At 65.1% G+C, this 20,669-nt stretch carries 25 protein-coding genes; 18 read left to right on the top strand and 7 right to left on the bottom strand.

Features of this window, described 5'->3' with window-relative positions:
- Window positions 1–57 precede the first annotated feature (57 nt).
- Together NJ69_RS10800 and NJ69_RS10795 are read right to left on the bottom strand one after the other, a co-directional pair.
- Complete coding sequence (locus tag NJ69_RS10800; protein ID WP_029614969.1) at window positions 58–402, bottom strand: EscU/YscU/HrcU family type III secretion system export apparatus switch protein; 345 nt, start codon at window positions 400–402, stop codon at window positions 58–60.
- Window positions 399–1,955: a flagellar hook-length control protein FliK gene (locus tag NJ69_RS10795; protein ID WP_039578891.1), complete on the bottom strand. Its 1,557-nt coding sequence runs from the start codon at window positions 1,953–1,955 to the stop codon at window positions 399–401. Before NJ69_RS10795 ends, NJ69_RS10800 begins: the two co-directional genes overlap by 4 nt.
- A gap of 219 nt (window positions 1,956–2,174) precedes the next feature.
- On the opposite strand from NJ69_RS10795, the gene ccmA reads away from it, so the two are divergent.
- The 17 genes from ccmA (at window position 2,175) to NJ69_RS10710 (ending at window position 13,877) form a co-directional block, all read left to right on the top strand.
- Window positions 2,175–2,807, top strand: coding sequence for a cytochrome c biogenesis heme-transporting ATPase CcmA (gene ccmA / locus NJ69_RS10790; RefSeq protein ID WP_039578888.1), 633 nt, complete (start codon window positions 2,175–2,177; stop codon window positions 2,805–2,807).
- Window positions 2,804–3,472: a heme exporter protein CcmB gene (gene ccmB, locus NJ69_RS10785; protein ID WP_029614971.1), complete on the top strand. Its 669-nt coding sequence runs from the start codon at window positions 2,804–2,806 to the stop codon at window positions 3,470–3,472. Before ccmA ends, ccmB begins: the two co-directional genes overlap by 4 nt.
- A gap of 46 nt (window positions 3,473–3,518) precedes the next feature.
- Window positions 3,519–4,286: a heme ABC transporter permease gene (locus NJ69_RS10780; RefSeq protein ID WP_039578886.1), complete on the top strand. Its 768-nt coding sequence runs from the start codon at window positions 3,519–3,521 to the stop codon at window positions 4,284–4,286.
- Window positions 4,283–4,459, top strand: a complete 177-nt coding sequence (gene ccmD, locus NJ69_RS10775) for a heme exporter protein CcmD (RefSeq protein ID WP_029614972.1) — start codon at window positions 4,283–4,285, stop codon at window positions 4,457–4,459. The genes NJ69_RS10780 and ccmD overlap by 4 nt, the downstream gene beginning before the upstream one ends.
- On the top strand, window positions 4,456–4,911 hold the full coding sequence (ccmE, locus tag NJ69_RS10770; protein WP_029614973.1) for a cytochrome c maturation protein CcmE: 456 nt from the start codon (window positions 4,456–4,458) through the stop codon (window positions 4,909–4,911). Before ccmD ends, ccmE begins: the two co-directional genes overlap by 4 nt.
- An 11-nt stretch (window positions 4,912–4,922) precedes the next feature.
- Window positions 4,923–6,896 (top strand): heme lyase CcmF/NrfE family subunit, encoded by a 1,974-nt coding sequence (locus NJ69_RS10765; RefSeq protein ID WP_205419328.1) that lies wholly within the window; start codon window positions 4,923–4,925, stop codon window positions 6,894–6,896.
- A complete protein-coding gene (locus tag NJ69_RS10760) occupies window positions 6,893–7,429 on the top strand; it encodes a DsbE family thiol:disulfide interchange protein (protein ID WP_029614974.1) in 537 nt (178 codons plus the stop codon). Before NJ69_RS10765 ends, NJ69_RS10760 begins: the two co-directional genes overlap by 4 nt.
- Window positions 7,426–7,902: a cytochrome c-type biogenesis protein gene (locus NJ69_RS10755; protein ID WP_039578880.1), complete on the top strand. Its 477-nt coding sequence runs from the start codon at window positions 7,426–7,428 to the stop codon at window positions 7,900–7,902. The genes NJ69_RS10760 and NJ69_RS10755 overlap by 4 nt, the downstream gene beginning before the upstream one ends.
- A complete protein-coding gene (gene ccmI / locus NJ69_RS10750; RefSeq protein WP_039578877.1) occupies window positions 7,895–9,082 on the top strand; it encodes a c-type cytochrome biogenesis protein CcmI in 1,188 nt (395 codons plus the stop codon). The genes NJ69_RS10755 and ccmI overlap by 8 nt, the downstream gene beginning before the upstream one ends.
- 11 nt (window positions 9,083–9,093) lie before the next feature.
- Entirely contained in the window at window positions 9,094–9,510 is a 417-nt protein-coding gene (locus NJ69_RS10745) for a hypothetical protein (protein WP_039578875.1), read from the top strand.
- A 98-nt stretch (window positions 9,511–9,608) separates the two neighbouring features.
- Entirely contained in the window at window positions 9,609–10,547 is a 939-nt protein-coding gene (locus tag NJ69_RS10740) for a 2-hydroxyacid dehydrogenase (protein ID WP_039578872.1), read from the top strand.
- Window positions 10,548–10,598: 51 nt separating this feature from the next.
- Entirely contained in the window at window positions 10,599–11,387 is a 789-nt protein-coding gene (locus tag NJ69_RS10735) for a PhzF family phenazine biosynthesis protein (protein ID WP_039578870.1), read from the top strand.
- Between the two features lie 103 nt (window positions 11,388–11,490).
- The gene (locus NJ69_RS10730; RefSeq protein ID WP_039578867.1) at window positions 11,491–11,898 is read left to right on the top strand and encodes a GFA family protein; all 408 of its coding nucleotides are present in this window, start codon (window positions 11,491–11,493) and stop codon (window positions 11,896–11,898) included.
- A 65-nt stretch (window positions 11,899–11,963) separates the two neighbouring features.
- On the top strand, window positions 11,964–12,302 hold the full coding sequence (locus tag NJ69_RS10725; RefSeq protein ID WP_039578864.1) for an FKBP-type peptidyl-prolyl cis-trans isomerase: 339 nt from the start codon (window positions 11,964–11,966) through the stop codon (window positions 12,300–12,302).
- A gap of 172 nt (window positions 12,303–12,474) precedes the next feature.
- A complete protein-coding gene (locus NJ69_RS10720; RefSeq protein WP_039578861.1) occupies window positions 12,475–13,134 on the top strand; it encodes a hypothetical protein in 660 nt (219 codons plus the stop codon).
- 244 nt (window positions 13,135–13,378) lie between these two features.
- The gene (locus NJ69_RS10715) at window positions 13,379–13,648 is read left to right on the top strand and encodes a hypothetical protein (protein WP_039578858.1); all 270 of its coding nucleotides are present in this window, start codon (window positions 13,379–13,381) and stop codon (window positions 13,646–13,648) included.
- Window positions 13,635–13,877, top strand: a complete 243-nt coding sequence (locus tag NJ69_RS10710; protein WP_039578855.1) for a hypothetical protein — start codon at window positions 13,635–13,637, stop codon at window positions 13,875–13,877. Before NJ69_RS10715 ends, NJ69_RS10710 begins: the two co-directional genes overlap by 14 nt.
- Window positions 13,878–13,940: 63 nt before the next feature.
- Here NJ69_RS10710 and NJ69_RS10705 read toward each other — a convergent pair whose 3' ends face one another.
- Window positions 13,941–14,669 carry an aspartate/glutamate racemase family protein gene (locus NJ69_RS10705; protein ID WP_029614983.1) on the bottom strand — a complete coding sequence of 243 codons (729 nt, stop codon included), beginning with the start codon at window positions 14,667–14,669 and terminating at the stop codon, window positions 13,941–13,943.
- 16 nt (window positions 14,670–14,685) lie between these two features.
- Window positions 14,686–16,221 (bottom strand): NCS1 family nucleobase:cation symporter-1, encoded by a 1,536-nt coding sequence (locus tag NJ69_RS10700; protein WP_039578853.1) that lies wholly within the window; start codon window positions 16,219–16,221, stop codon window positions 14,686–14,688.
- A gap of 533 nt (window positions 16,222–16,754) precedes the next feature.
- Here NJ69_RS10700 and NJ69_RS10695 point away from each other — a divergent pair.
- Window positions 16,755–17,684 carry a class I SAM-dependent methyltransferase gene (locus NJ69_RS10695; RefSeq protein WP_039578851.1) on the top strand — a complete coding sequence of 310 codons (930 nt, stop codon included), beginning with the start codon at window positions 16,755–16,757 and terminating at the stop codon, window positions 17,682–17,684.
- Between the two features lie 12 nt (window positions 17,685–17,696).
- Here NJ69_RS10695 and NJ69_RS10690 read toward each other — a convergent pair whose 3' ends face one another.
- From NJ69_RS10690 to hemN, 3 genes are all read right to left on the bottom strand, one after another.
- Window positions 17,697–18,245, bottom strand: a complete 549-nt coding sequence (locus NJ69_RS10690; RefSeq protein ID WP_039578849.1) for an adenine phosphoribosyltransferase — start codon at window positions 18,243–18,245, stop codon at window positions 17,697–17,699.
- 50 nt (window positions 18,246–18,295) lie between these two features.
- Window positions 18,296–19,030, bottom strand: coding sequence for a Crp/Fnr family transcriptional regulator FnrA (fnrA, locus tag NJ69_RS10685; protein ID WP_029614986.1), 735 nt, complete (start codon window positions 19,028–19,030; stop codon window positions 18,296–18,298).
- 198 nt (window positions 19,031–19,228) lie between these two features.
- Window positions 19,229–20,611 carry an oxygen-independent coproporphyrinogen III oxidase gene (gene hemN / locus NJ69_RS10680; RefSeq protein ID WP_039578847.1) on the bottom strand — a complete coding sequence of 461 codons (1,383 nt, stop codon included), beginning with the start codon at window positions 20,609–20,611 and terminating at the stop codon, window positions 19,229–19,231.
- Window positions 20,612–20,669 lie beyond the last annotated feature (58 nt).

The following is a 20,669-nucleotide window of genomic DNA, read 5'->3' as shown; positions in this document are numbered from 1 at the left end:
GCCTCCGTGCAGAGCAGTGGAGGACCGAGCTTGGCGCCATGGGGGGCGGGGCAGGCGTTAGATAGTGCTGTCGTCGGGCGCAGGCAAGGCCAGCGTCGGGGTGATGTCGCGTGGCTCGGGCGGCGTGTCGTCGAAGCCTGGTGGCAGCTTGCCGCGCAGTTGCCAGGCGAAGGCGATGATCTCGGCGATGGTCAGGTACAGCGCCTCGGGAATCTGCTCGCCCAGCTCCAGACGCGCCAGCAGGCCGACCAGCTCGGCGTTTTCGTAGATCGGGACTTCGTGCTCGCGGGCCAGGGCGAGAATGGCCTCGGCCACGGCGTCCTCGCCTTTGGCACTCAGGGTTGGGGCTTGCTCGCCGTCATAGCTCAGGGCGATGGCCTGGCGTGGTGTGCGCTCTGTCATGCGGTTTCATCCACCCAACGTTGTTCCAGGCGGGTGCGCGGGCCCTGGGGCGGCGCGCCGGGATGGCAGGCCAGGTCGCCGACGTCCAGACCGCGGGCCAGCAGACGCTCGCGCAGGCTGCCGAGCTGACTGTCGATCAAGCGGGCGGTTTGTGGACGTTCGGCCCATAACTGGCCGCTGAGACGCCCCTGGCTCAGTTGCGCCTGCACCTGCAGCGGTCCGAGCGGCGGCAGGTCGAAGGCCAGCTCGATACGCCACAGCGATTCGAGCGGGTCACGCTGCGCGCGGTGCGGGTCGGCGTGCTGTTCCGGGGTTTCTTCGCGTTGCAGCTTGGCTTGTACCGGGAGGAACTCCTGGCCGTGGCGCAGGGGAATCTCGCTTTGCCAGGTGGTCTGCTGGTTGCCGGTCTCGGTGGTGCCGGTCTGCTGCAGGCTGGCCAATTGGTGACTCTGTACCCGGGAAATCGCCGCCGCTGCCAGACGCAGCAACTGCTGCAGGTCGCCGGTGTCCTCCAGGTTCTGCAACAGCCGCGACGGCAGCGGGAACATGCCGGGCTGCGGGCGGTTGCCGACCTGGTCGAGCAGACCGCGCGCACCACGGGCCAAGGCCGGCAGCGCCTGGGCCAGGGTGGCGGCGGCCAGGGCTTGATTGCCCGGCACACTGGGCAGGATCTGCGCCACCAGACGCACCAGTTGCGCCTTGAGGTCTGGCGCAACGCCCGGTCCCAGGCCTGCGAGCAGCTTGCCTTCAAGGAAGGCGCCGCTGTTGTTCAGGGCCTGGGCGACGGCCTTGGCGTCGCCCAGTTGAGCGGGGTCGGGCAGGCTGGCCAGCAACCGTGAGGCGCTGGCCGAGAGTGCAGGGTCGGCGCTGGGCGCGCTGGACAGTTGTTGAAGCGCGCCAAGCAGGGCGGGCAGCGAAGCTTGACGGCCTTGCTGGGTGAGCAGTTGCTGGGCGATGGCCAACTGGTCCTGGCGACCGCTCAGGGGCACGAAGCGCAGTGACTGGTCACCTTGCACCAGGGCGCTGAGCAGGCTGCCGACGGGCAACGGGCGCGGGCTGTCAATGGCCAGAGTGGCGCCGGCCTGGCTGCTGTTGAGGAGGCTGACCAGTGCGCGGAAGGCCGGTGCCTGTCCCGCTTCGACCGGCAGTGGCAGGTTGGTCAGTACCTTACCTTGTAACAGGGTGCCGATAGGGATCTGGCGGGTGTCGAGCTGGGTCAGGGTGGCGATGTTGCTGGCGCTGGCCTGCTGCACGGCCACGGCCAGGCGGCTGCTGTCGAGTTGCCCGACGGTGACCTGGCTGCCGGGTGGCAGCGGTTGGGTGGCGTTGGCCTGAAGCTGCACGGGTCTGCCATCGGGCAACATCAGGCGCAGGGTCAGGGTGAAGTCTGCGCCGTTCTGCCGCAGGTTCACCACCTCGGCCTGGGCGGTCTCGCCGTTGGGGATCAGGCCAGGTTGCGATTGTGTCAGGCGCAGCAGTTCGCCGGTCAGGCTGGCCTTGGCTACCTGGGCGGCGAAGGCGCTCTGCGCGCTGAGACTATTGATTTCGGTCATGATTGTATACAACCTGTCGAGCCAGCTCTCTTGACAGCCTGGGCGTCCATGTATAATCCGGGCGCCTCGCCACGGGTAGTTTAACGGCCACGCGCGGGGCGACTTGAGACACCGGCGTGTTCGGCGTCGTTTGTTGCGCGGCTGAGCCCGCTCCTGCAGAGGGGCTGGGTGAACCTGCAAGCAGCGGGTGCCGGACCCTGAACAGCATAAGGCGAAACCGTGACCTTCCACCTCCAAGCCGCGAACCTTGCCTGCGAGCGCGACTGGCGTCTGCTCTTCGAACACCTGGATTTTGAACTGTGCCCCGGCGACATGTTGCAGGTCAGTGGTCCCAACGGCAGCGGCAAGACCAGCCTGCTGCGCCTGTTGGCCGGGCTGATGCAGCCGACGGCCGGGCAGATCCTGCTCAACGGCCGTGCCCTGGGCGAGCAGCGCCAGGCCCTGGCCAGCGTGTTGCTGTGGATCGGCCATGCTGCGGGCATCAAGGAGCTGCTCAGCGCCGAGGAGAACCTGGCCTGGCTCTGCGCCCTGCATCGACCCGCCAGCCGCGCGTCCATCTGGCAGGCATTGGCCCAGGTCGGCCTGCGCGGCTTCGAAGATGTGCCGTGCCACACGCTGTCGGCCGGTCAGCAGCGACGCGTGGCCCTGGCCCGCTTGTACCTGGACGGGCCTGGGCTGTGGATTCTCGATGAACCTTTCACCGCCCTCGACAAGCAGGGTGTGGCCCAGCTCGAGTCGCACCTGGCCAGCCATTGCGAGCAGGGCGGGACGGTGGTGCTGACCACGCACCACAGCTTGCAACACAAGCCGGGCGGCTATCGCGAACTGAATCTGGGGCAGTGGGCAGCATGAAGGTCTTTGCGTTGTTGTTGCGCCGCGAGGCGCGTCTGCTGTTCCGGCGTCCGGCAGAGTTGGCCAACCCGTTGGTGTTCTTCGCCATCGTCGTGGCGCTGTTCCCGCTGGCGGTCGGTCCCGAGAGCCAATTGTTGCAAACCTTGTCGCCGGGACTGGTCTGGGTCGCCGCCTTGCTGGCGGTGCTGCTGTCGCTGGACGGCCTGTTTCGCAGCGATTTCGAGGACGGTTCGCTGGAGCAGTGGGTGCTGTCGCCGCAGCCTTTGCCGCTGCTGGTGCTGGCCAAGGTGCTGGCGCATTGGACCTTTTCTGGCCTGGCGCTGGTATTGTTGGCGCCGGTGCTGGCACTGATGCTCGGATTGCCCAGCGCCTGCCTGCCGGTGCTGCTCGGCTCACTGCTGCTCGGCACGCCGGTGCTGAGCCTGCTGGGTGCGGTGGGCGCAGCGCTGACCGTGGGTCTCAAGCGCGGTGGACTGCTGTTGGCGCTGCTGATTCTGCCGCTGTACATCCCGGTATTGATCCTGGGCAGTGGTGCGTTGCAGGCGGCGTTGCAGAATATGCCCGCCACCGGGTACCTGCTCTGGTTGGCCAGCCTCACGGCCCTTGCGGTAACACTGACACCCTTTGCGATAGCGGCCGGCCTGAGGATCAGCGTCGGCGAATAACGAGTTCCGGGCAGCGAAGCCCGGCAAAGACCCTGGATGTACCCTGATGAAAATGAGCTGGACATGGTTCCACAAGCTGGGCTCGCCAAAATGGTTCTACAGCCTCAGTGGCCGCCTGCTGCCCTGGCTGAGCGTCGCGGCGGTGCTGCTGTTGCTGGCAGGCATCGCCTGGGGCCTGGCCTTCGCCCCGGCGGACTACCAGCAGGGCAACAGCTTCCGCATCATCTATATCCACGTGCCGGCGGCCATGCTGGCGCAGTCCTGCTACGTGCTGCTGGCAGTGGCAGGCGTGGTGGGGCTGGTGTGGAAGATGAAACTGGCCGACGTCGCCCTGCAGTGCGCGGCCCCCATCGGCGCCTGGATGACCGCCTTGGCCCTGGTCACCGGCGCCATCTGGGGCAAGCCGACCTGGGGCAGTTGGTGGGTGTGGGACGCCCGCCTGACCTCGATGCTGATCCTGCTGTTCCTGTATTTCGGCATCATCGCCCTGGGCCAGGCCATCGGTAACCGCGACAGCGCCGCCAAGGCCTGCGCCGTGCTGGCCATCGTCGGTGTGGTCAATATTCCGATCATTAAGTACTCGGTCGAGTGGTGGAACACCCTGCACCAGGGCGCCACCTTCACGCTCACCGAACGACCGGCCATGCCCGCCGAGATGTGGCTGCCGCTGCTGCTGACGGTGCTGGGCTTCTATTGCTTCTTCGGTGCCGTGCTGCTGCTGCGCATGCGTCTTGAAGTGCTGCGCCGCGAAGCGCGCACACAGTGGGTCCGCGAGCAGGTGCTCGGCAGCCTGGGTCGGGAGGCCGCACGATGAGTTTCGCCTCCTTCGCCGATTTCCTCGCCATGGGCCATCATGGGCTCTACGTCTGGTCGGCCTATGGCCTCTGCCTGGTCGTGCTGGCCATCAACGTCGCCGTGCCGGTGCTGGCGCGCCGCCGCTATCTGCAAGAAGAGGCGCGTCGTCTGCGCCGGGAGAACCACCAGTGAATCCGCAGCGCAAGAAACGCCTGTTGCTCATCCTCGCCCTGCTGGTCGGCGTGGCCGTCGCCCTGGGTCTGGCCCTCAGTGCGTTGCAGCAGAACATCAACCTGTTCTACACCCCGACCCAGATCGCCAATGGCGAGGCGCCGCTGGACACACGCATTCGCGCTGGCGGCATGGTCGAGCAGGGCTCGGTGAAGCGCTCGGCCGATTCGCTGGACGTGCGCTTCGTGGTCACCGACTTCAACAAGTCGGTCCCCATCACCTACCGGGGCATTCTCCCGGACCTGTTCCGCGAAGGGCAGGGGATCGTCGCCCTGGGCAAGCTCAACGCCGACGGCGTGGTGGTGGCCGACGAAGTGCTGGCCAAGCACGATGAGAAGTACATGCCGCCGGAAGTCACCAAAGCCCTCAAGGACAGCGGCAAGACTGCCGCCAGCGGCGAGGCCCGGCCATGAACGCGGCGCTGGTGATTCCGGAACTGGGGCAGTTGGCGATGATCTTGGCCATCTGCCTGGCGGCGGTGCAGGCCAGCGTGCCGCTGCTCGGCGCCTGGCGTGGCGACCGGCTGTGGATGAGCCTGGCGCGTCCGGCCGCCTGGGGTCAGTTCGCCTTCCTGGTGTTCGCCTTCGCCTGCCTGACCCATGCCTTCATGACCGACAACTTCTCGGTCGCCTATGTGGCCCACAACTCCAACACGGCGCTGCCGTGGTACTACAAGTTCAGCGCCGTGTGGGGCGCCCACGAAGGCTCGCTGCTGTTGTGGGCGCTGATCCTCGGCGCCTGGACCTTCGCGGTGTCGGTGTTCTCGCGCCAGTTGCCGCAGGTGATGCTGGCCCGGGTGCTGGCGGTGATGGGCATGATCAGTGTGGGCTTTCTGTCGTTCCTGATCATCACCTCCAACCCCTTCGCCCGCCTGCTGCCGCAGGTGCCGACCAACGGCCGCGACCTCAACCCGCTGCTGCAGGACTTCGGCCTGATCGTCCATCCGCCGATGCTGTACATGGGCTATGTCGGCTTCTCGGTGGCCTTCGCCTTCGCCATCGCCGCCTTGCTCGGCGGCCGCCTGGACGCGGCCTGGGCGCGCTGGTCGCGGCCCTGGACCCTGGTGGCCTGGGCCTTCCTCGGCATCGGCATCGCCCTGGGTTCGTGGTGGGCCTACTACGAACTGGGCTGGGGCGGCTGGTGGTTCTGGGATCCGGTGGAGAACGCTTCGTTCATGCCCTGGCTGGTGGGCACGGCGCTGATCCACTCGCTGGCGGTGACGGAAAAACGCGGGGTGTTCAAGAGCTGGACGGTACTGCTGGCCATCGCCGCGTTTTCGCTGAGCCTGCTGGGCACCTTCCTGGTCCGCTCCGGGGTGCTGACCTCGGTGCACGCCTTCGCCGCCGACCCGGCGCGTGGCGTGTTCATCCTGATCTTCCTGCTGTTCGTGGTCGGCGGTTCACTGACGCTGTTCGCCTTGCGCGCGCCGGTGGTCAAGAGCCAGGTGGGCTTCGGTCTGTGGTCGCGCGAGACGCTGCTGCTGGCCAACAACCTGGTGCTGGTGGTGGCCGCCTCGATGATTCTGCTCGGCACCTTGTATCCGCTGGTTCTCGATGCCCTGACCGGCGCCAAGCTGTCGGTCGGCCCGCCGTACTTCGATGCGCTGTTCGTGCCACTCATGGCGCTGTTGCTGGGGCTGCTGACGGTGGGTGTGCTGGTGCGCTGGAAAGACACGCCCGGACGCTGGCTGGCCAGCCTGCTGACGCCGGTGCTGATCGGCAGCGCCATCCTGGCGCCAGTGGCCGGGCTGATCGTCGACGACTTCGACTGGCCGGCGCTGAGCGTCTTCGCCCTGGCTGCGTGGGTGGTGCTCGGGGGCGTGCGCGACATCCTCGACAAGACCCGCCACAAGGGCCTGGCCAAAGGCGTGCGCGCGCTGCCGCGCAGCTACTGGGCCATGCACCTGGCGCACCTGGGGCTGGTGGTGTGCGCCCTGGGCGTGGTGCTGTCGAGCAACAACAGCGCCGAGCGCGACCTGCGCATGGCGCCGGGCGAGAGCGTCGAACTGGGCGGCTATCACTTCCTCTTCGAAGGCGCCAAGCACTTCGAGGGGCCGAACTTCATTTCCGACAAGGGCACCGTGCGTGTGTCGCGCCAGGGCCGTGAGGTGAGTGTGCTGCACCCGGAGAAACGCCTGTACACCGTGCAGCAGTCGATGATGACCGAGGCCGGTATCGACGCCGGCTTCACCCGCGACCTCTACGTCGCCCTCGGTGAGCCGTTGGAAAACGGCGCCTGGGCGGTGCGGCTGCACATCAAACCCTATGTGCGCTGGATCTGGCTGGGCGGGTTGCTGACCGCGCTGGGCGGGTTGCTGGCGGCGTGCGATCGGCGTTATCGGGTCAAGGTCGTGGCGCGGGTGCGCGACACACTGGGCCTGTCTGGAGCGACGGCATGAAGCGTTGGATCATGGTAGTGCCCTTGGCAGTCTTCCTGCTGCTGGCGGTCTTTCTGTACAAGGGGCTGTTTCTCAAGCCCGACGAGTTGCCTTCGGCGATGATCGGCAAGCCGTTCCCGGCCTTCTCGCTGCAAAGCGTGCAGGACGGGCGGACCTTGACCCAGGCCGACCTGCTTGGGCGTCCGGCCCTGGTCAACGTCTGGGGCACCTGGTGCCCGTCATGCAAGGTCGAGCACCCGTATCTGAATCAGTTGGCCGGGCAGGGCGTGGTGATCCACGGCATCAACTACAAGGACGACAACGCGGCAGCGCTCAAATGGTTGGCCGAGTTCCACAACCCTTACCAGCTCGATATCCGTGACGAACAGGGCACGTTGGGCCTGGACCTGGGCGTGTATGGCGCACCGGAAACCTTTTTGATCGATGCCGAAGGCATCATCCGCTACAAGCACGTGGGCGTGGTCGATGCCCAGGTCTGGCGCGAGCAACTGGCGCCGCTGTACCAGGCGCTGGTCGACGAGGCCCAGCCATGAAGCGCTGGTTCGCCGCTGTGGTGTTGGGCCTGAGCCTGGCTGGCATGGCCAGGGCCGCCATCGACACCTACCAGTTCCGCGACGAGGTCGAGCGCGAGCGTTATCAGCAGTTGACCAAGGAACTGCGCTGCCCCAAGTGCCAGAACCAGGACATCGCCGACTCCAATGCGCCCATCGCGGCCGATCTGCGTCGCGAGATCTTCCGCATGCTGGGCGAGGGCCAGAGCAATCGGCAGATCATCGACTTCATGGTCGATCGCTATGGCGATTTCGTGCGCTACAAGCCAGCGCTGACGGCGCGCACCTGGCTGCTGTGGTTCGGCCCGGGCCTGTTGCTGACTGGCGGCCTGGTGGTGATCGCGGTGATCGTGCGCCGCCGGCGCAGTCCGGCAACGGCGGCAGGCACCGAGCTCTCCGTGGACGAACGACACCGTCTTGCCCAATTGCTGAATAAAGAACACACCCATGACTGAATTCTGGCTGAGTGCGGGCCTGCTGCTGCTGGCGGCCCTGGCGTTCCTGCTGATCCCAATCCTGCGTGGCCGGCGCCAGCAGCAGGCCGAACAAGACCGTACCGCGCTCAATGTCGCCCTGTACCAGGAACGCATCGCCGAGCTGACCACCCAGCAGCAGGCCGGTGTGCTCGACGCCGAGCAACTGGCGCGCGGACGCGATGAGGCGGCCCGCGAACTGCTGGCCGATACCGAGGGCGCCGAAGCGCCGCGCCAGGGCCATCTGGGGCGCACCGTGCCGCTGCTGGCGGCGGTGCTGGTACCGGTGCTGGCCCTGGGGCTGTACCTGCATTTCGGCGCCGCCGACACAGTCGAGCTGACCCGTGAATTCGCCCAGGCGCCGCAGTCGGTGCAGGAGATGACCACGCGCCTGGAGCGTGCCGTGCAGGCCCAGCCGGATTCGGCCGAAGGCCTGTACTTCCTGGGCCGTGCCTACATGGCCGAGCAGCGTCCCGCTGACGCTGCGCGCGCTTTCGAGCGCGCCGTAGCCTTGGCCGGGCGCCAGCCGGAGTTGCTCGGGCAGTGGGCCCAGGCCCAGTATTTCGCCGCCGACAAGCACTGGAGCGCGCCCCTGCAGCAACTCACCGACGAGGCGCTCAAGGCCGACCCGAACGAGGTCACCAGCCTGGGCTTGCGCGGTATCGCCGCATTCGAGGGCGAGCGTTATCAGGAGGCGATCGATTACTGGCAGCGCCTGCTGGCGCAACTGCCCGAAGGCGACGCCTCGCGTGCGGCGCTGCAAGGCGGTATCGACCGCGCGGCGGACAAACTCAAGGACAGCGGTGTCAAGCCGCAGCCGGCGGCAGGCCTGAGCGTGCGGGTGGCGCTGGCGGCGGCGCTCAAGGACAAGGTGCGGCCGGACGACACAGTGTTCATCTTCGCCCGTGCTCGCACAGGTCCACCCATGCCGTTGGCGGCCAAGCGGGTCACGGTGGCGCAGTTGCCCATCGAGGTGCGCTTGACCGATGCCGACGCGATGATGCCGCAGATGAAACTGTCGGATTTCAAGGAAGTCGAACTGGTTGCGCGCGTGTCGCGTAGCGGCCAGCCGACCCAGGGAGAGTGGATCGGCCTGAGCGCGCCGCTGGCCAACCAAGGTCAGCCCCTGCAGCACGTGACCATCGACCGACCTGACCGATAAGAGAGCCCGCCATGAACCGCTGCGTACGCTTGACCCTGATTACCCTGGCGCTGGGACTGTCCGCCTGTACCGGGCATCAGCCGGCCGAGCGTGAGCCGTTGCCGCCGCTGGAGACGCCGCCTCAGGGGCCTGTGGTCAAGCCGCTGCCTGGCGGCAAGCCTGCTGCACCGGCGGGCGCGCCCAGCGGCATTCCCAAGCCGCTGCCACGCACCTCGGCCAGCTTCGCGCCGCCGCCCGGTGGTGCTAGCCATTGGGATCCCAAGCTGGGCGTGTACGTGCTCGACAAGCAGCCCAACACCTTCTACCGCCAGCGCACTTACTATCGCTACGACCAAGGCTGGAGCTGGTCGCTGAGCCCCAACGGGCCGTGGCAAAGCACCGATGCCAGCGGCGTGCCGGGCGGTTTGGGACGCGCGTTCGGGCAGTGATGCACCTCAGGCCGGGGCGCCGCAGCCCCGGCATCGCCAGGTGAACAGCCTGCGCGCAAGCTGGCATAATCGCCCTCCAAACCGAAGCGGAGGGTGGCATGAGCAAGACTGTTCTGGTGCTGGTGGAAACCGTCGATGACTATCTGCCGTTGCTCGAAAACGCCGGCTACCGGCTGATCCACGCCAAGACGCCGCAGTCGCGCGCCGAGGCCATCGCGCGGCATGCCGCCGACATCGATGCCGTCCTCACGCGCGGTCCGCTGGGCCTGACCGCCGCTGAAATCCATACCCTGACCCACCTGCAAATCATCTGTGTGATCGGCGCCGGCTACGAGCAGGTGGACCTGGCCGCTGCCAAAGCCCGCGGCATTACCGTCACCAACGGCGCAGGCGCCAATGCCGGGCCCGTGGCCGATCATGCCATGGCCTTGCTGCTGGCCCTGCTGCGCGGCATTCCCCAGGCCGACGCCAGCACCCGGCGTGGCGAATGGAACCGGGTGATCAGCCCCTCGGTGAGCGGCAAGCGCCTGGGCATCATCGGTCTTGGCGCCATTGGTCAAGCCATCGCTCAACGCGCTGAGCAGGGGTTCGCCATGAGCGTGAGCTATCACAGCCGCACGCCGCGTCGCGAGCAGCCCTACACCTGGTACGACAGTCCGCAGCGGCTGGCCGAGGCGGTCGACATCCTGGTGATCGCCACGCCCGGTGGCCCGGGCACCCGGCATCTGGTCGATGCGTCGGTGCTCGCGGCGTTGGGCAGCCAGGGCTATCTGGTGAATATCGCCCGTGCCAGCGTGGTCGACACCGAGGCGTTGGTGCAGGCGTTGCGCGCGGGCAGCATCGCCGGGGCGGCGCTGGATGTGTTCGACGACGAGCCCGCTGTGCCGGAGGCCCTCAAGGCCCTCTCCAACACCGTGTTGACCCCGCATGTGGCCGGCCAGTCGCCAGAAGCGGCGCGCGATACCGTCGCGCTGGTACTGCGCAACTTGCAGGCGTTCTTCGCCGGCGAGCCGGTGCTGACGCCGGTGACCCTGTAAGCCTATCGTTCGATCCCGCCCGCGCACTGTGGGCCGACAAGGAGTGTGTGCATGCAACTCGAGATTTTTCAGGTCGATGCCTTTTCGGCCGAACCCTTCGGTGGTAACCCGGCGGCCGTGATCCCGCTCGACGCTTGGCTCGCGGACGACCTGCTGCAACGTATCGCCGAGGAAAACAACCTCTCGGAAACCGCCTATTTCGTGCGCAATGGCGAAGCCTTCGACCTGCGCTGGTTCACCCCCGCCGTGGAGGTCGATCTGTGCGGCCATGCCACGCTGGCTACGGCCTGGGTGCTGTTCGAGCAACTGGGCGAGCAGGCCGAGGTGCTGCGCTTCAACACCCGCAGTGGCGAACTGCGCGTCAGTCGCGGTGCCGATGGTCTGCTGGCCATGGATTTTCCGGCCAAGCAGCCGCAGCCGGTGGACATTCCCGACGGCCTGTTGTCCGCTTTGGGGCTGCCCGGCGCCCGCGCGCTGTACCGCTCGGACGATTTCGTGGTGGTGATCGACGACGCTGCGCGGCTCGATGCGTTGCAGCCTGATTTCGCCGCGTTATCGGTCTTCGAGGTGCGCGGTATCGCGGTCACGGCACCGGGCCGAGATCGGGATTTCGTCACGCGCTGGTTCGGGCCACGGGTGGGCGTCAATGAAGATCCGGTGACCGGTTCCGCGCACACCAGCCTGGCGCCCTATTGGTCCGAGCGCCTGGGCAAGCGCGTGCTCGACTGCGAGCAGGGCGGGGCGCGTAAGGGGCAGTTGCAGTGCGAGGTGCCGGGCAACGGGCGCGTGATCATCAGCGGTCGCGCCGCGTTGTATCTGCGCGGGACGGTATTCATCTGAAACGCACGGCGGTGATCGCTGCGGCTGCTTGATCTGGGTCGACCAAGCAGCGAGACGATCACCGCTATACTTCGCGTTCCCCTCGACACGGAGCATCGCTTTCATGTCTTTCTCCCGGCAAGGCGCCTGCTTGTGCGGCGCGATCCACTTCACCGCCAGCCTCGACAACCCTGACGTCAGTGCCTGCCACTGCAGCATGTGCCGCACCTGGGGCGGTGGCCCCATGCTGGTGGCCCATGGCAGCCAGGCGCCGGTCTTCGAAGGCGCGGCACCTGCGGTCTATCGGTCGTCGGAATGGGCCGAGCGTGGGTTCTGTGGCCAGTGTGGCACTCACCTGTTCTACCGGCTGACTGGCAAGGACGAGTACTTCTTCCCGGTGGGCATGCTGCAGGGGGCGCAAGATTGGCAATTCAGCCTGCAGGTCTATGCCGATGAGCGTCCGTCCTGGTACTGCTTCTCCAATCAGACCCAGCAACTGACCGGCGAGCAGATCCAGGCGATGTACAGCTGAGCTTGTCAAAACCCTGCTTTCCTGCGAAAAGGTCGGCCTTCGTATTTGGCATAGAGGGCCAGCCTGTGACTCAGGAACTGCACATCACCGATCTTCACCCAGGCGACGGCAAGGCCGTGGTCAGGGGCGCGCTGATCACCACCCAGTACACCGGTTGGCTGGCCGACGGCAGCGAGTTCGATTCCTCCTGGTCGCGCGGCAAGCCCTTCCAGTGCGTGATCGGCACCGGCCGGGTGATCAAGGGCTGGGACCAGGGCCTGATGGGCATGCGCGTGGGCGGCAAGCGCCGCTTGCAGGTGCCGGCGGCGCTGGCTTATGGCGAGCGCAGCGTCGGCCGTATCCCGCCGCATGCGGACCTGACCTTCGACATCGAGTTGCTCGAAGTGTTGACCCGCGACGAATGATGTCTTGTTGTTACCTGGATGACGTAATTCGGCAACATCCTGGGTCCAACATGGCTGCTGCCACGGAGGGCCGGCATGTTGACCCCTATCGGGCGGCCGTTGCTCGGCATCGCCGCCGGGCATGAGGGTGCTGGCAGGGAGGCCTCTTGTCCTTAGCCGAATGAGTCCTGCCATGAAGTGGAAGCACTACCTGAAACGCCGTCACCTGTTGCTCGGCCTGACCCTCGCTGCGGTGTTGATACCCCTCACGTTCGAGGCCGTGCGCAGCGACGACAGGCGCGGTGACGGCACCCAGACTCTGGTCTTCCTGCGCCATGCCGAAAAACCTGGCGAGGGGCTTGGGCAATTGAACTGCCAGGGCCTGAACCGCGCCATCGACCTGGCAACGGTGCTGCCGGAGCGCTTCGGCAATGCCGATTACGTGTTCGCCGCCAATCCGACCCGCCATGTCGAGGAAGGCAGCGAGGATCGACGCTTCAGCTACATCCGCCCGCTCATGACCATCAGCCCGAGCGCCATTCGCCTGGGGCTGCCGGTCAATATCGACTTCGACGCCAACGATTACGACGACCTCGCCGATGAACTGCTGCGCCCCAAGTACCGCAATGCCACGGTGTACACCGCCTGGTCGCACGGCTACCTGCCCGACTTGATCAATGCCGTGGCCGGCAAGGCCTTGGGCGAGAAGCGCGTCATCACCGAGGACTGGGACGGCGGCGATTTCGACACCCTCTACGTGCTCACCCTCACTTGGCACGACGGCAAGGCCACGCTGCTCAGCCGTAACGTACGCCAAGAGCTCGACGGCGGATCCACGGTCTGCCCGACCTGAGGCACCAGGGCGCCTTCGCTAGGTTTTTCGGAGCTTTCTGACGCAGCTTGTCGATTCAGGCTCGCTGGTTTTCCCGCGACGGTCAGGCACCTTCCATCAGTCCCCGGACGACCGCTTCCGGGGCTGGAGCGAGAGGGTGTATGGAAATCGACCGAGCCTACCGGTATAGGGGCCACCGCGGGATCACTTATGACGTCATCGAGTTCACCGTCAGGGCTGACGGTTTCTTCCTGAGCGATGGATCATGAATGTCTACCAGGATCCGTTTCAGATAGGGCTGATGATCGTCACCACGCTGGTCCTGGATCGCTTGATCGCCGCACCCGCGTGGCGAACAACAATTGGGTCGATTCTCTTTGCCTCCAGTCTTTTCACGCTGTTGTTTCACCCAGCGTGGTTCTATCACGGCATCGATCTGTACATGTGGAAGTCCTGGGGCTTGATGATGGGTATCTGCCTGATGCTTCGTCGTCACCGACGGTTGACTGAGGAGGCTAGCCGTGACCTACGATAGCCCCTTGCAGATCGCCTTGATGGTTCTGGTGGGCTGCGCTTTCGACCGGTTTTTGGCTCCGCCATGGCGTCGGTGGACGGGTTTCGTTCTTTTCGCCAGCGGTGTGTACAGCCTGTTTCTCGACGTCTGGACAGTGTTTGGCGTGGAAATAGCGTTGTGGAAATCGACGGCCATTGCGCTTGGCTGTTTGCTGATGATGCGCAGCAATCGATACCTGTCGAAAGATTGAGCCGTTGTCGCGTGTGGAGACGCCGGTGAACGGCACCGGCGTCCATCGTCCGTAGACCAGATTTCAGCGCCCCAGGCGCAAAGGCCAGCCCACCACCTTCTTGGTCCGCGGCGTGGCATAGGTGCGCACCTTCGATGTACTCAAGCCCAGCCGCACCAGCGACTCAGCGATGGTCACCGCTGCGCTGACGCCATCGACCACCGGTACGCCGGTCCGCTGACGGATCTGCTCATCGAGCCCGGCCATGCCGCCGCAGCCCAGGCAGATCACCTCGGCCTTGTCCTCACGCACGGCGCGCTCGGCCTGCTCGACGATGGCCTGCACCGCGCGCTGTGGGTCGGCCTCCAGCTCCAGTACTGCCATGCCGCTGGCCCGCACCGAGGCGCAGCGATCATACAGGCCGGACAACTTCAGGCGGTCTTCGATCAGCGGCACGGTGCGGTCCAGGGTGGTGACCACCGAATAGGCATGGCCCAGGTACATCGCCGTGCTGGCCGCTGCGTCGGTGATGTCCACCACCGGCACGTTCAGCAACTCCTGCAGACCTTCGCGGCCGTGCTCGCCATAGCCAGCTTGAATGACTGCGTCATAGGGCTGGTCATAGGCCAGCACCCGGTCCATGACGGCGATGGCGGCCAGGTAACTTTCGAAATTGCCTTCCACCGATTCGGCGCCGAACCAGGGCGTCAGGCCGACGATCTCGGTCCCCGGCGCGGCCACGCTGCGCGCCTGTTCGGCGATGGCCTCGGTGATGGCTTCGGTGGTGTTGACGTTGGCGATCAAAATACGCATGAACGACTTTCCTTGATCAGTGACTACTGTGGTCGACGGCGATGGCTTCGCCGCTGACGTCGAGGTATTGGCGATTGCGCGGCGCGATCAACAGGTACAGGGTCGCGGCGGTGGCGGCGCCGATCAGCCAGGAGAACGGCGCCACGCTGTGGAAGTGCGGTACCAGGGCCAGCACGATCGCCAGCAGTGCTGCTGGGATGAACGCCGCGAGCGCCCGCAGGTTGATACCGCGCGAGTAATGGTAGGCGCCGCTTGGGTGTTCGCTGTACAGCTCCGGCACGTTGACCCGGCCTTTTCGCAGCAGCCAGTAGTCGGACATGATCACGCCGTACAGCGGGCCGAGCAGGGCGCCCAGGCCGGACAGGAAGTACACGATCACCAGCGGGCTGTTGTACAGGTTCCACGGCAGGATCAGCACGGCCACGGTGGCGCTGATCAACCCGGCGCGGCGGAAATTCAGGTGGCGTGGCGCCAGGTTGCTGAGCACGAAGGCGGGGGCGACGAAGTTGGCCATGATGTTCACCGCCACGGTGACGATCAGGAAGGCCAGGCAGCCCAGTACCAGGAAGGGGGTGCTGGGAATGGTCGCGACGATCTGCGTCGGGCTGTCGATCACCTGGCCGTTGATCTGGAACTGCGCACCGCACAGCACCACGGTGATCATCGCGAACACCAGAATGTTCACCGGCAGGCCCCAGAAGTTGCCGACGCGGATGGTCTTGCGGCAGGGCGAGGAGCGCGCAAAGTCGCAGAAGTTGAGCACCAGGGTGCCGTAGATCGCCAGCCACAGCGCGCCGCCGGCGAAGATGTTGCGCCACATCTCGTAGCCGGTCAGCGGATCGCTCACCGACCAGGCAATGCGCGCATCGTTCTTGAAGAACATCCACGCAGCCAGGCTGGCCACGGTGAGCAGGATCACCGGGCCTGCGAAGCCTTCGTAGCGACGCACCATCTCCATGCCGTAGGCGAGGATCACCAGTTGCACCAGCCAGATCGCCACGAAGCAGAGCCAGCCCAGGCTCGACAGGCCCAGGAGGCTGTCGTGGTCGTAGGCGGCGACCTGCGGCCAGACGGCAGTCAGCAGCACGCGCAGCACCACCGAGGCGAGGTAGGTCTGGATGCCGAACCAGGCGATGGCGATGACGGCACGAATCAAGGCGGGAATTTGTGCGCCATGGATGCCGAAGGCGATGCGGCTCATCACCGGAAAGGGAACGCCGGTCTTCTGGCCCATGTAGCCGGACAGGTTCATGAAGAAGTACACCAGCGCTGCGCCGATGGCCAGCGACACGAGAATCTGCCAGCCACCCAGGCCGAGCGCGAACAGGCCCATGGCGAAGGAGTAGTTGGCGATGTTGTGCACGTCGTTGGTCCACAACGCGAAGATGCTGTAGCCGCCCCAGCGACGGCCCTCGAGGCGAGTGGGCGCCAGGTCGCGATTGTGCAGGCGCGGGCTGAGTTCGCACGGGCTGGCTGGGGTGTCGAGCGAGGTGGCGGTGGGCTGGCTGCTGGCTACGGAAAGTTCAGGGGCAAGGTCGAGGCTGCTACTCATTCCGGAGGCTCCTGATGCACGAGGGGCTGCGAGGCGGCGAAAGCTCGCCAGCGCGTCGGTGCAGCCGTGGCATCACTGGGTTCTGGGCGCAAACGGCTTGCTGGGCAAGCGCTGCGGTTCTTGTGTGTTTATGTCTTGCTTAAGTTGTATACAAAACATATGACCACTCAAGCCAGTTCCATGCCAGTGACGACAGGTTTTCTAGAAGACGCAGGCAAGTAAGTTATCGATAGATTTTTAATCTATTGATTTTATTGGATTAAATTCAAATTCTCGGTGGTGTGTTCAAGTCCGCTAGCGCCATAACCTGATCTATGAGTCAAATTTATCTATCGAAAGATGTCACCTGATAGTGCAATGAAGTAACGAGTGCACACAAAAATGGCACTTGAGGTGACAGAGTTGTGCACAATTAATGCGATCAGTTTTCATATTTTCTCGATTAACTGTCTACAGCCTGATCGCTGCACAATGTTGACGGAGTCCAGTCAGGAAAACCGTTAGAATGCCGGTTTTGCCTACCACGACGCGTCATGACCTCTCCAATCCATACGCTGGAGCAGCATCTGCTCACTTCCCTCGACGCTGCGCCTAGCGAAACTCGCAGGCTGTTCCACGGCCGTGGTCGCTGCTGGCCAGGCCTTGAGCAGATCACCGTTGACTGGCTGCAGGGCGTGCTGTTGGTCGCCCTGTTCCGCGAGCTACCAGACGGCCAGTTGACCGAGCTCGAATCGATGTTGCGTCGCTTGGCCGAACGCCCGCAGTGGACCGGCCAGGCCATCCTGCTGCAGCACCGCTACCTGCCCGACAGTCCCGGGCAGTGGTTATTGGGCGAGCCTTGCCAGCAACGCGAAGTGGTCGAAGACGGGCTGAGCTACCTGCTCGATCTGGGTGTACGGCAGAACAATGGCTTGTTTCTCGATATGCGCTACGGCCGCCGCTGGGTACGTGAGCAGGCGGCAGGCAAGCGGGTGCTCAACCTGTTCGCCTACACCTGCGGCTTTTCGGTGGCGGCCATTGCCGGGGGCGCGCAGCAGGTGGTCAACCTGGACATGGCCAAGGCCGCTTTGTCGCGCGGGCGGGAGAATCATCGGCTCAACGGCCACGACGCCTCGCGGGTGGCGTATCTGGGGCACGAACTGTTCAAGTCGTGGGGCAAGGTGCGCAAGTACGGGCCGTACGACCTGATCATCATCGATCCGCCGACGTTCCAGCGCGGCAGCTTCGTGCTGACCCAGGATTACGCCAAGATCCTGCGCCGTCTCCCGGAATTGCTGGAGGAGGGCGGCTGCGTGCTGGCGTGCGTCAACGATCCGGCCATTGGCCCGGAGTTTCTCATCGAGGGCATGGCCGAACAGGCGCCCGGGCTGAGGTTCGTCGAGCGCCTGGAGAACCCGCCGGAGTTTCCCGACGCCGACCCGCAGGGCGGGCTCAAGGCGCTGGTATTCCGCCGACAGGCTTGAGCCCTGCGCGGCTCAGTATTCGGAGAGGGAGAAATCGGTCAAGCAGAAGGTCGGCACGCCGGCCGCCTGCAGGCGCCGCGAGCCTTCCAGCTCCGGCAGGTCGATGATCGCCGCCGCCTCGAACACCTTGGCGCCGGTGCGCCGCACCAGGTTGACCGCCGCCAGCAGGGTGCCACCGGTGGCGATCAAGTCATCGAAGATCAGCACCGAGTCGCCATCGCACAGGCTGTCGGCATGCACTTCGAGGAAAGCTTCGCCGTACTCGGTCTGGTAGCCCTCGGAGAGCACATCGGCAGGCAACTTGCCTTGCTTGCGGAACAGGATCAGCGGCTTGTTCAATTGGTGGGCGATGATCGAGCCGATCAGGAAGCCACGTGCGTCCATCGCGCCGATGTGGCTGAAGTCAGCTTCGACGTAGCGCTCGATGAACTGGTCGGCAACGTAGCGCAGCCCGCGTGGCGACTGGAACAGCGGGGTGATGTCACGGAAGATCACGCCCGGTTTCGGGAAGTCCACTACCGGGCGGATCAGGGCTTTGAGGTCGAAGGTGTCGCTAGGCATGGGGCGGGTATCCTGGAAAAACGTGGCGCCAGTATACCCTGGCGCCGCGCTCAGGCGTCCATCGCACCACCGGCCAGGGCGCACAGCTGGATCGGGTCGAGGATGTGCACCTCTTTACCCTCGGCCTTGAGCAGGCCGTTCTGCTGGAAGCGGGTGAACACCCGCGACACGGTTTCCACGGCCAGGCCCAGGTAGTTGCCGATCTCGTTGCGCGACATGCTCAGGCGGAACTGATTGGCCGAATAGCCACGGGCGCGGAAGCGCGCGGACAAATTGACCAGGAAGGTGGCGATGCGCTCGTCGGCAGTTTTCTTCGACAGCAGCAGCATCATCTGTTGGTCGTCGCGGATTTCACGGCTCATCACGCGCATGAGCTGGCGACGCAACTGCGGCAACTGCACCGACAGCTCGTCCAGGCGCTCGAAGGGGATTTCGCAGACCGAGGTCGTCTCCTGCGCTTGCGCCGACACCGGGTAGGCTTCGGTGTCCATGCCGGACAACCCGACCAGTTCGCTGGGCAGGTGGAAACCGGTGATCTGCTCTTCGCCGGCATCGCTCAAGCTGAAGGTTTTCAGGGCGCCGGAGCGTACCGCATAGACCGAGCCGAAATTGTCACCCTGGCGGAACAGGAACTCGCCCTTTTTCAGAGGACGGCCGCGCTTGACGATCTCGTCCAGTGCGTCCATGTCTTCAAGATTGAGTGACAGGGGCAGGCACAGGGGGGCCAGGCTGCAATCCTTGCAATGGGCCTGACCGTGGGGGCGCAGTTTGACTGGCTCGGACATTTCTTTCGATCCTTGTGGAAAAGCACACATAAGCCGTAAGGGTAACCTACGGGTGTTCTGGAGGCCAGCCTGCACTTCTTTGGTGCGGCTGCTGGATGGCGCACGCGGATAGGCGTGCGCACCCTCTACCGTCCATGGTGTGCCTCACAAGTTGGGCTGTCCATGCGGCCCATCGTCTCGCTGAGGCGTATGAAACTCCTAAATTACGCGGGAAAAACGCTGACGATTCTGTAGGGCCAAGTAAGCATCGAAGACCATGCACACCGATCGCACCAGCAGGCGTCCGGCCGGCAGTACGCGGATACCGCGGGCATCGAGGGTGATCAGACCGTCGCGCTGCATCGCCTGCAACTGCGGCCAGAGCGCTTTGAAATAGCCACGGAAGTCGATGGTGAAAGCCTGCTCGATCGGCTCGAACTCCAGCTCGAAGTGGCAGATCAGTTGTTGGATCACGGCCCGGCGCAGACGGTCGTCCTGGTTGCACAGCAGTCCGCGTTGGGTCGCCAACTGCGCGCTGGACAGGGCGTCCTGGTAGGTGTTCAGGTCGCTGCTGTTCTGGCAGTACAGGTCGCCGATCTGGCTGATGGCCGATACGCCCAGGCCGACCAGGTCGCAATGACCGTGGGTGGTATAGCCCTGGAAGTTGCGCTGCAGCGTGCCTTCCTCCTGGGCGATGGCCAGTTCGTCGTCGGGCAGGGCGAAGTGGTCCATGCCGATGTAGCGGTAGCCGGCGGCGGTCAACTGCTCGATGGTGTTGTGCAGCATCTCCAGCTTGACCGCGGCGGCTGGCAGTTCATTGGCGTCGATGCGCCGTTGCGGCATGAAGCGCTCGGGCAGGTGGGCATAGTTGAACACCGAGAGGCGGTCTGGCTGCAGGCGGATGACTTCCTCGACGGTGCGGGCGAAACCTTCGGGTGTCTGCTTGGGCAGGCCGTAGATCAGGTCCAGGTTCACTGAGCGGAATTGCAGGGTGCGTGCGGCTTCAACCAGGGTGCGGGTCTGCTCCAGGCTCTGCAGGCGGTTGATGGCACGCTGCACGGCCGGGTCCAGGTCCTGCACGCCCAGGCTGACGCGGTTGAAGCCCAGTTCGCGGAGCAGACCCATGGTTGACCAGTCGGCTTCGCGGGGGTCGAGTTCGATGCCGTAGTCGCCCGAATCGTCGTCCAGCAGGTTGAAGTGCTGGCGCAAGGTGGCCATCAACTGGCGCAGCTCTACATGGCTGAGGAAGGTCGGCGTACCGCCTCCGAAGTGCAACTGTTCCACGCGCTGACGCGGATCCAGGTGGCAGGCGATCAGTTGGATCTCCTGCTCCAGGCGTTGCAGGTAGGGCGCCGCGCGGGCGCGGTCCTTGGTGATGACCTTGTTGCAGGCGCAGTAATAGCAAATGTTGGCGCAGAACGGCACGTGCAGGTACAGCGACAGCGGACGCACGGCCCTGCGGCTTTCGCGCAGGGCATGCAGCAGGTCGAACGAGCCCACTTCGGCGTGCAATTGCACGGCAGTCGGGTAGGAGGTATAGCGCGGCCCGGCCAGATCGTAACGACGGATCAGGTCGGGGTCCCAGTGGAGTTCGTCGAGCATGTGGGCAGTCCCCGAATAGAGCGGCAGTGTCCGGAGTCTAGAATTGTCTGTAGGAATC

The sequence above is a fragment of the Pseudomonas parafulva genome (genome assembly GCF_000800255.1).
Taxonomy (GTDB): domain Bacteria; phylum Pseudomonadota; class Gammaproteobacteria; order Pseudomonadales; family Pseudomonadaceae; genus Aquipseudomonas; species Aquipseudomonas boreofloridensis.
This window is presented reverse-complemented; position numbering and strand designations above follow the sequence as displayed.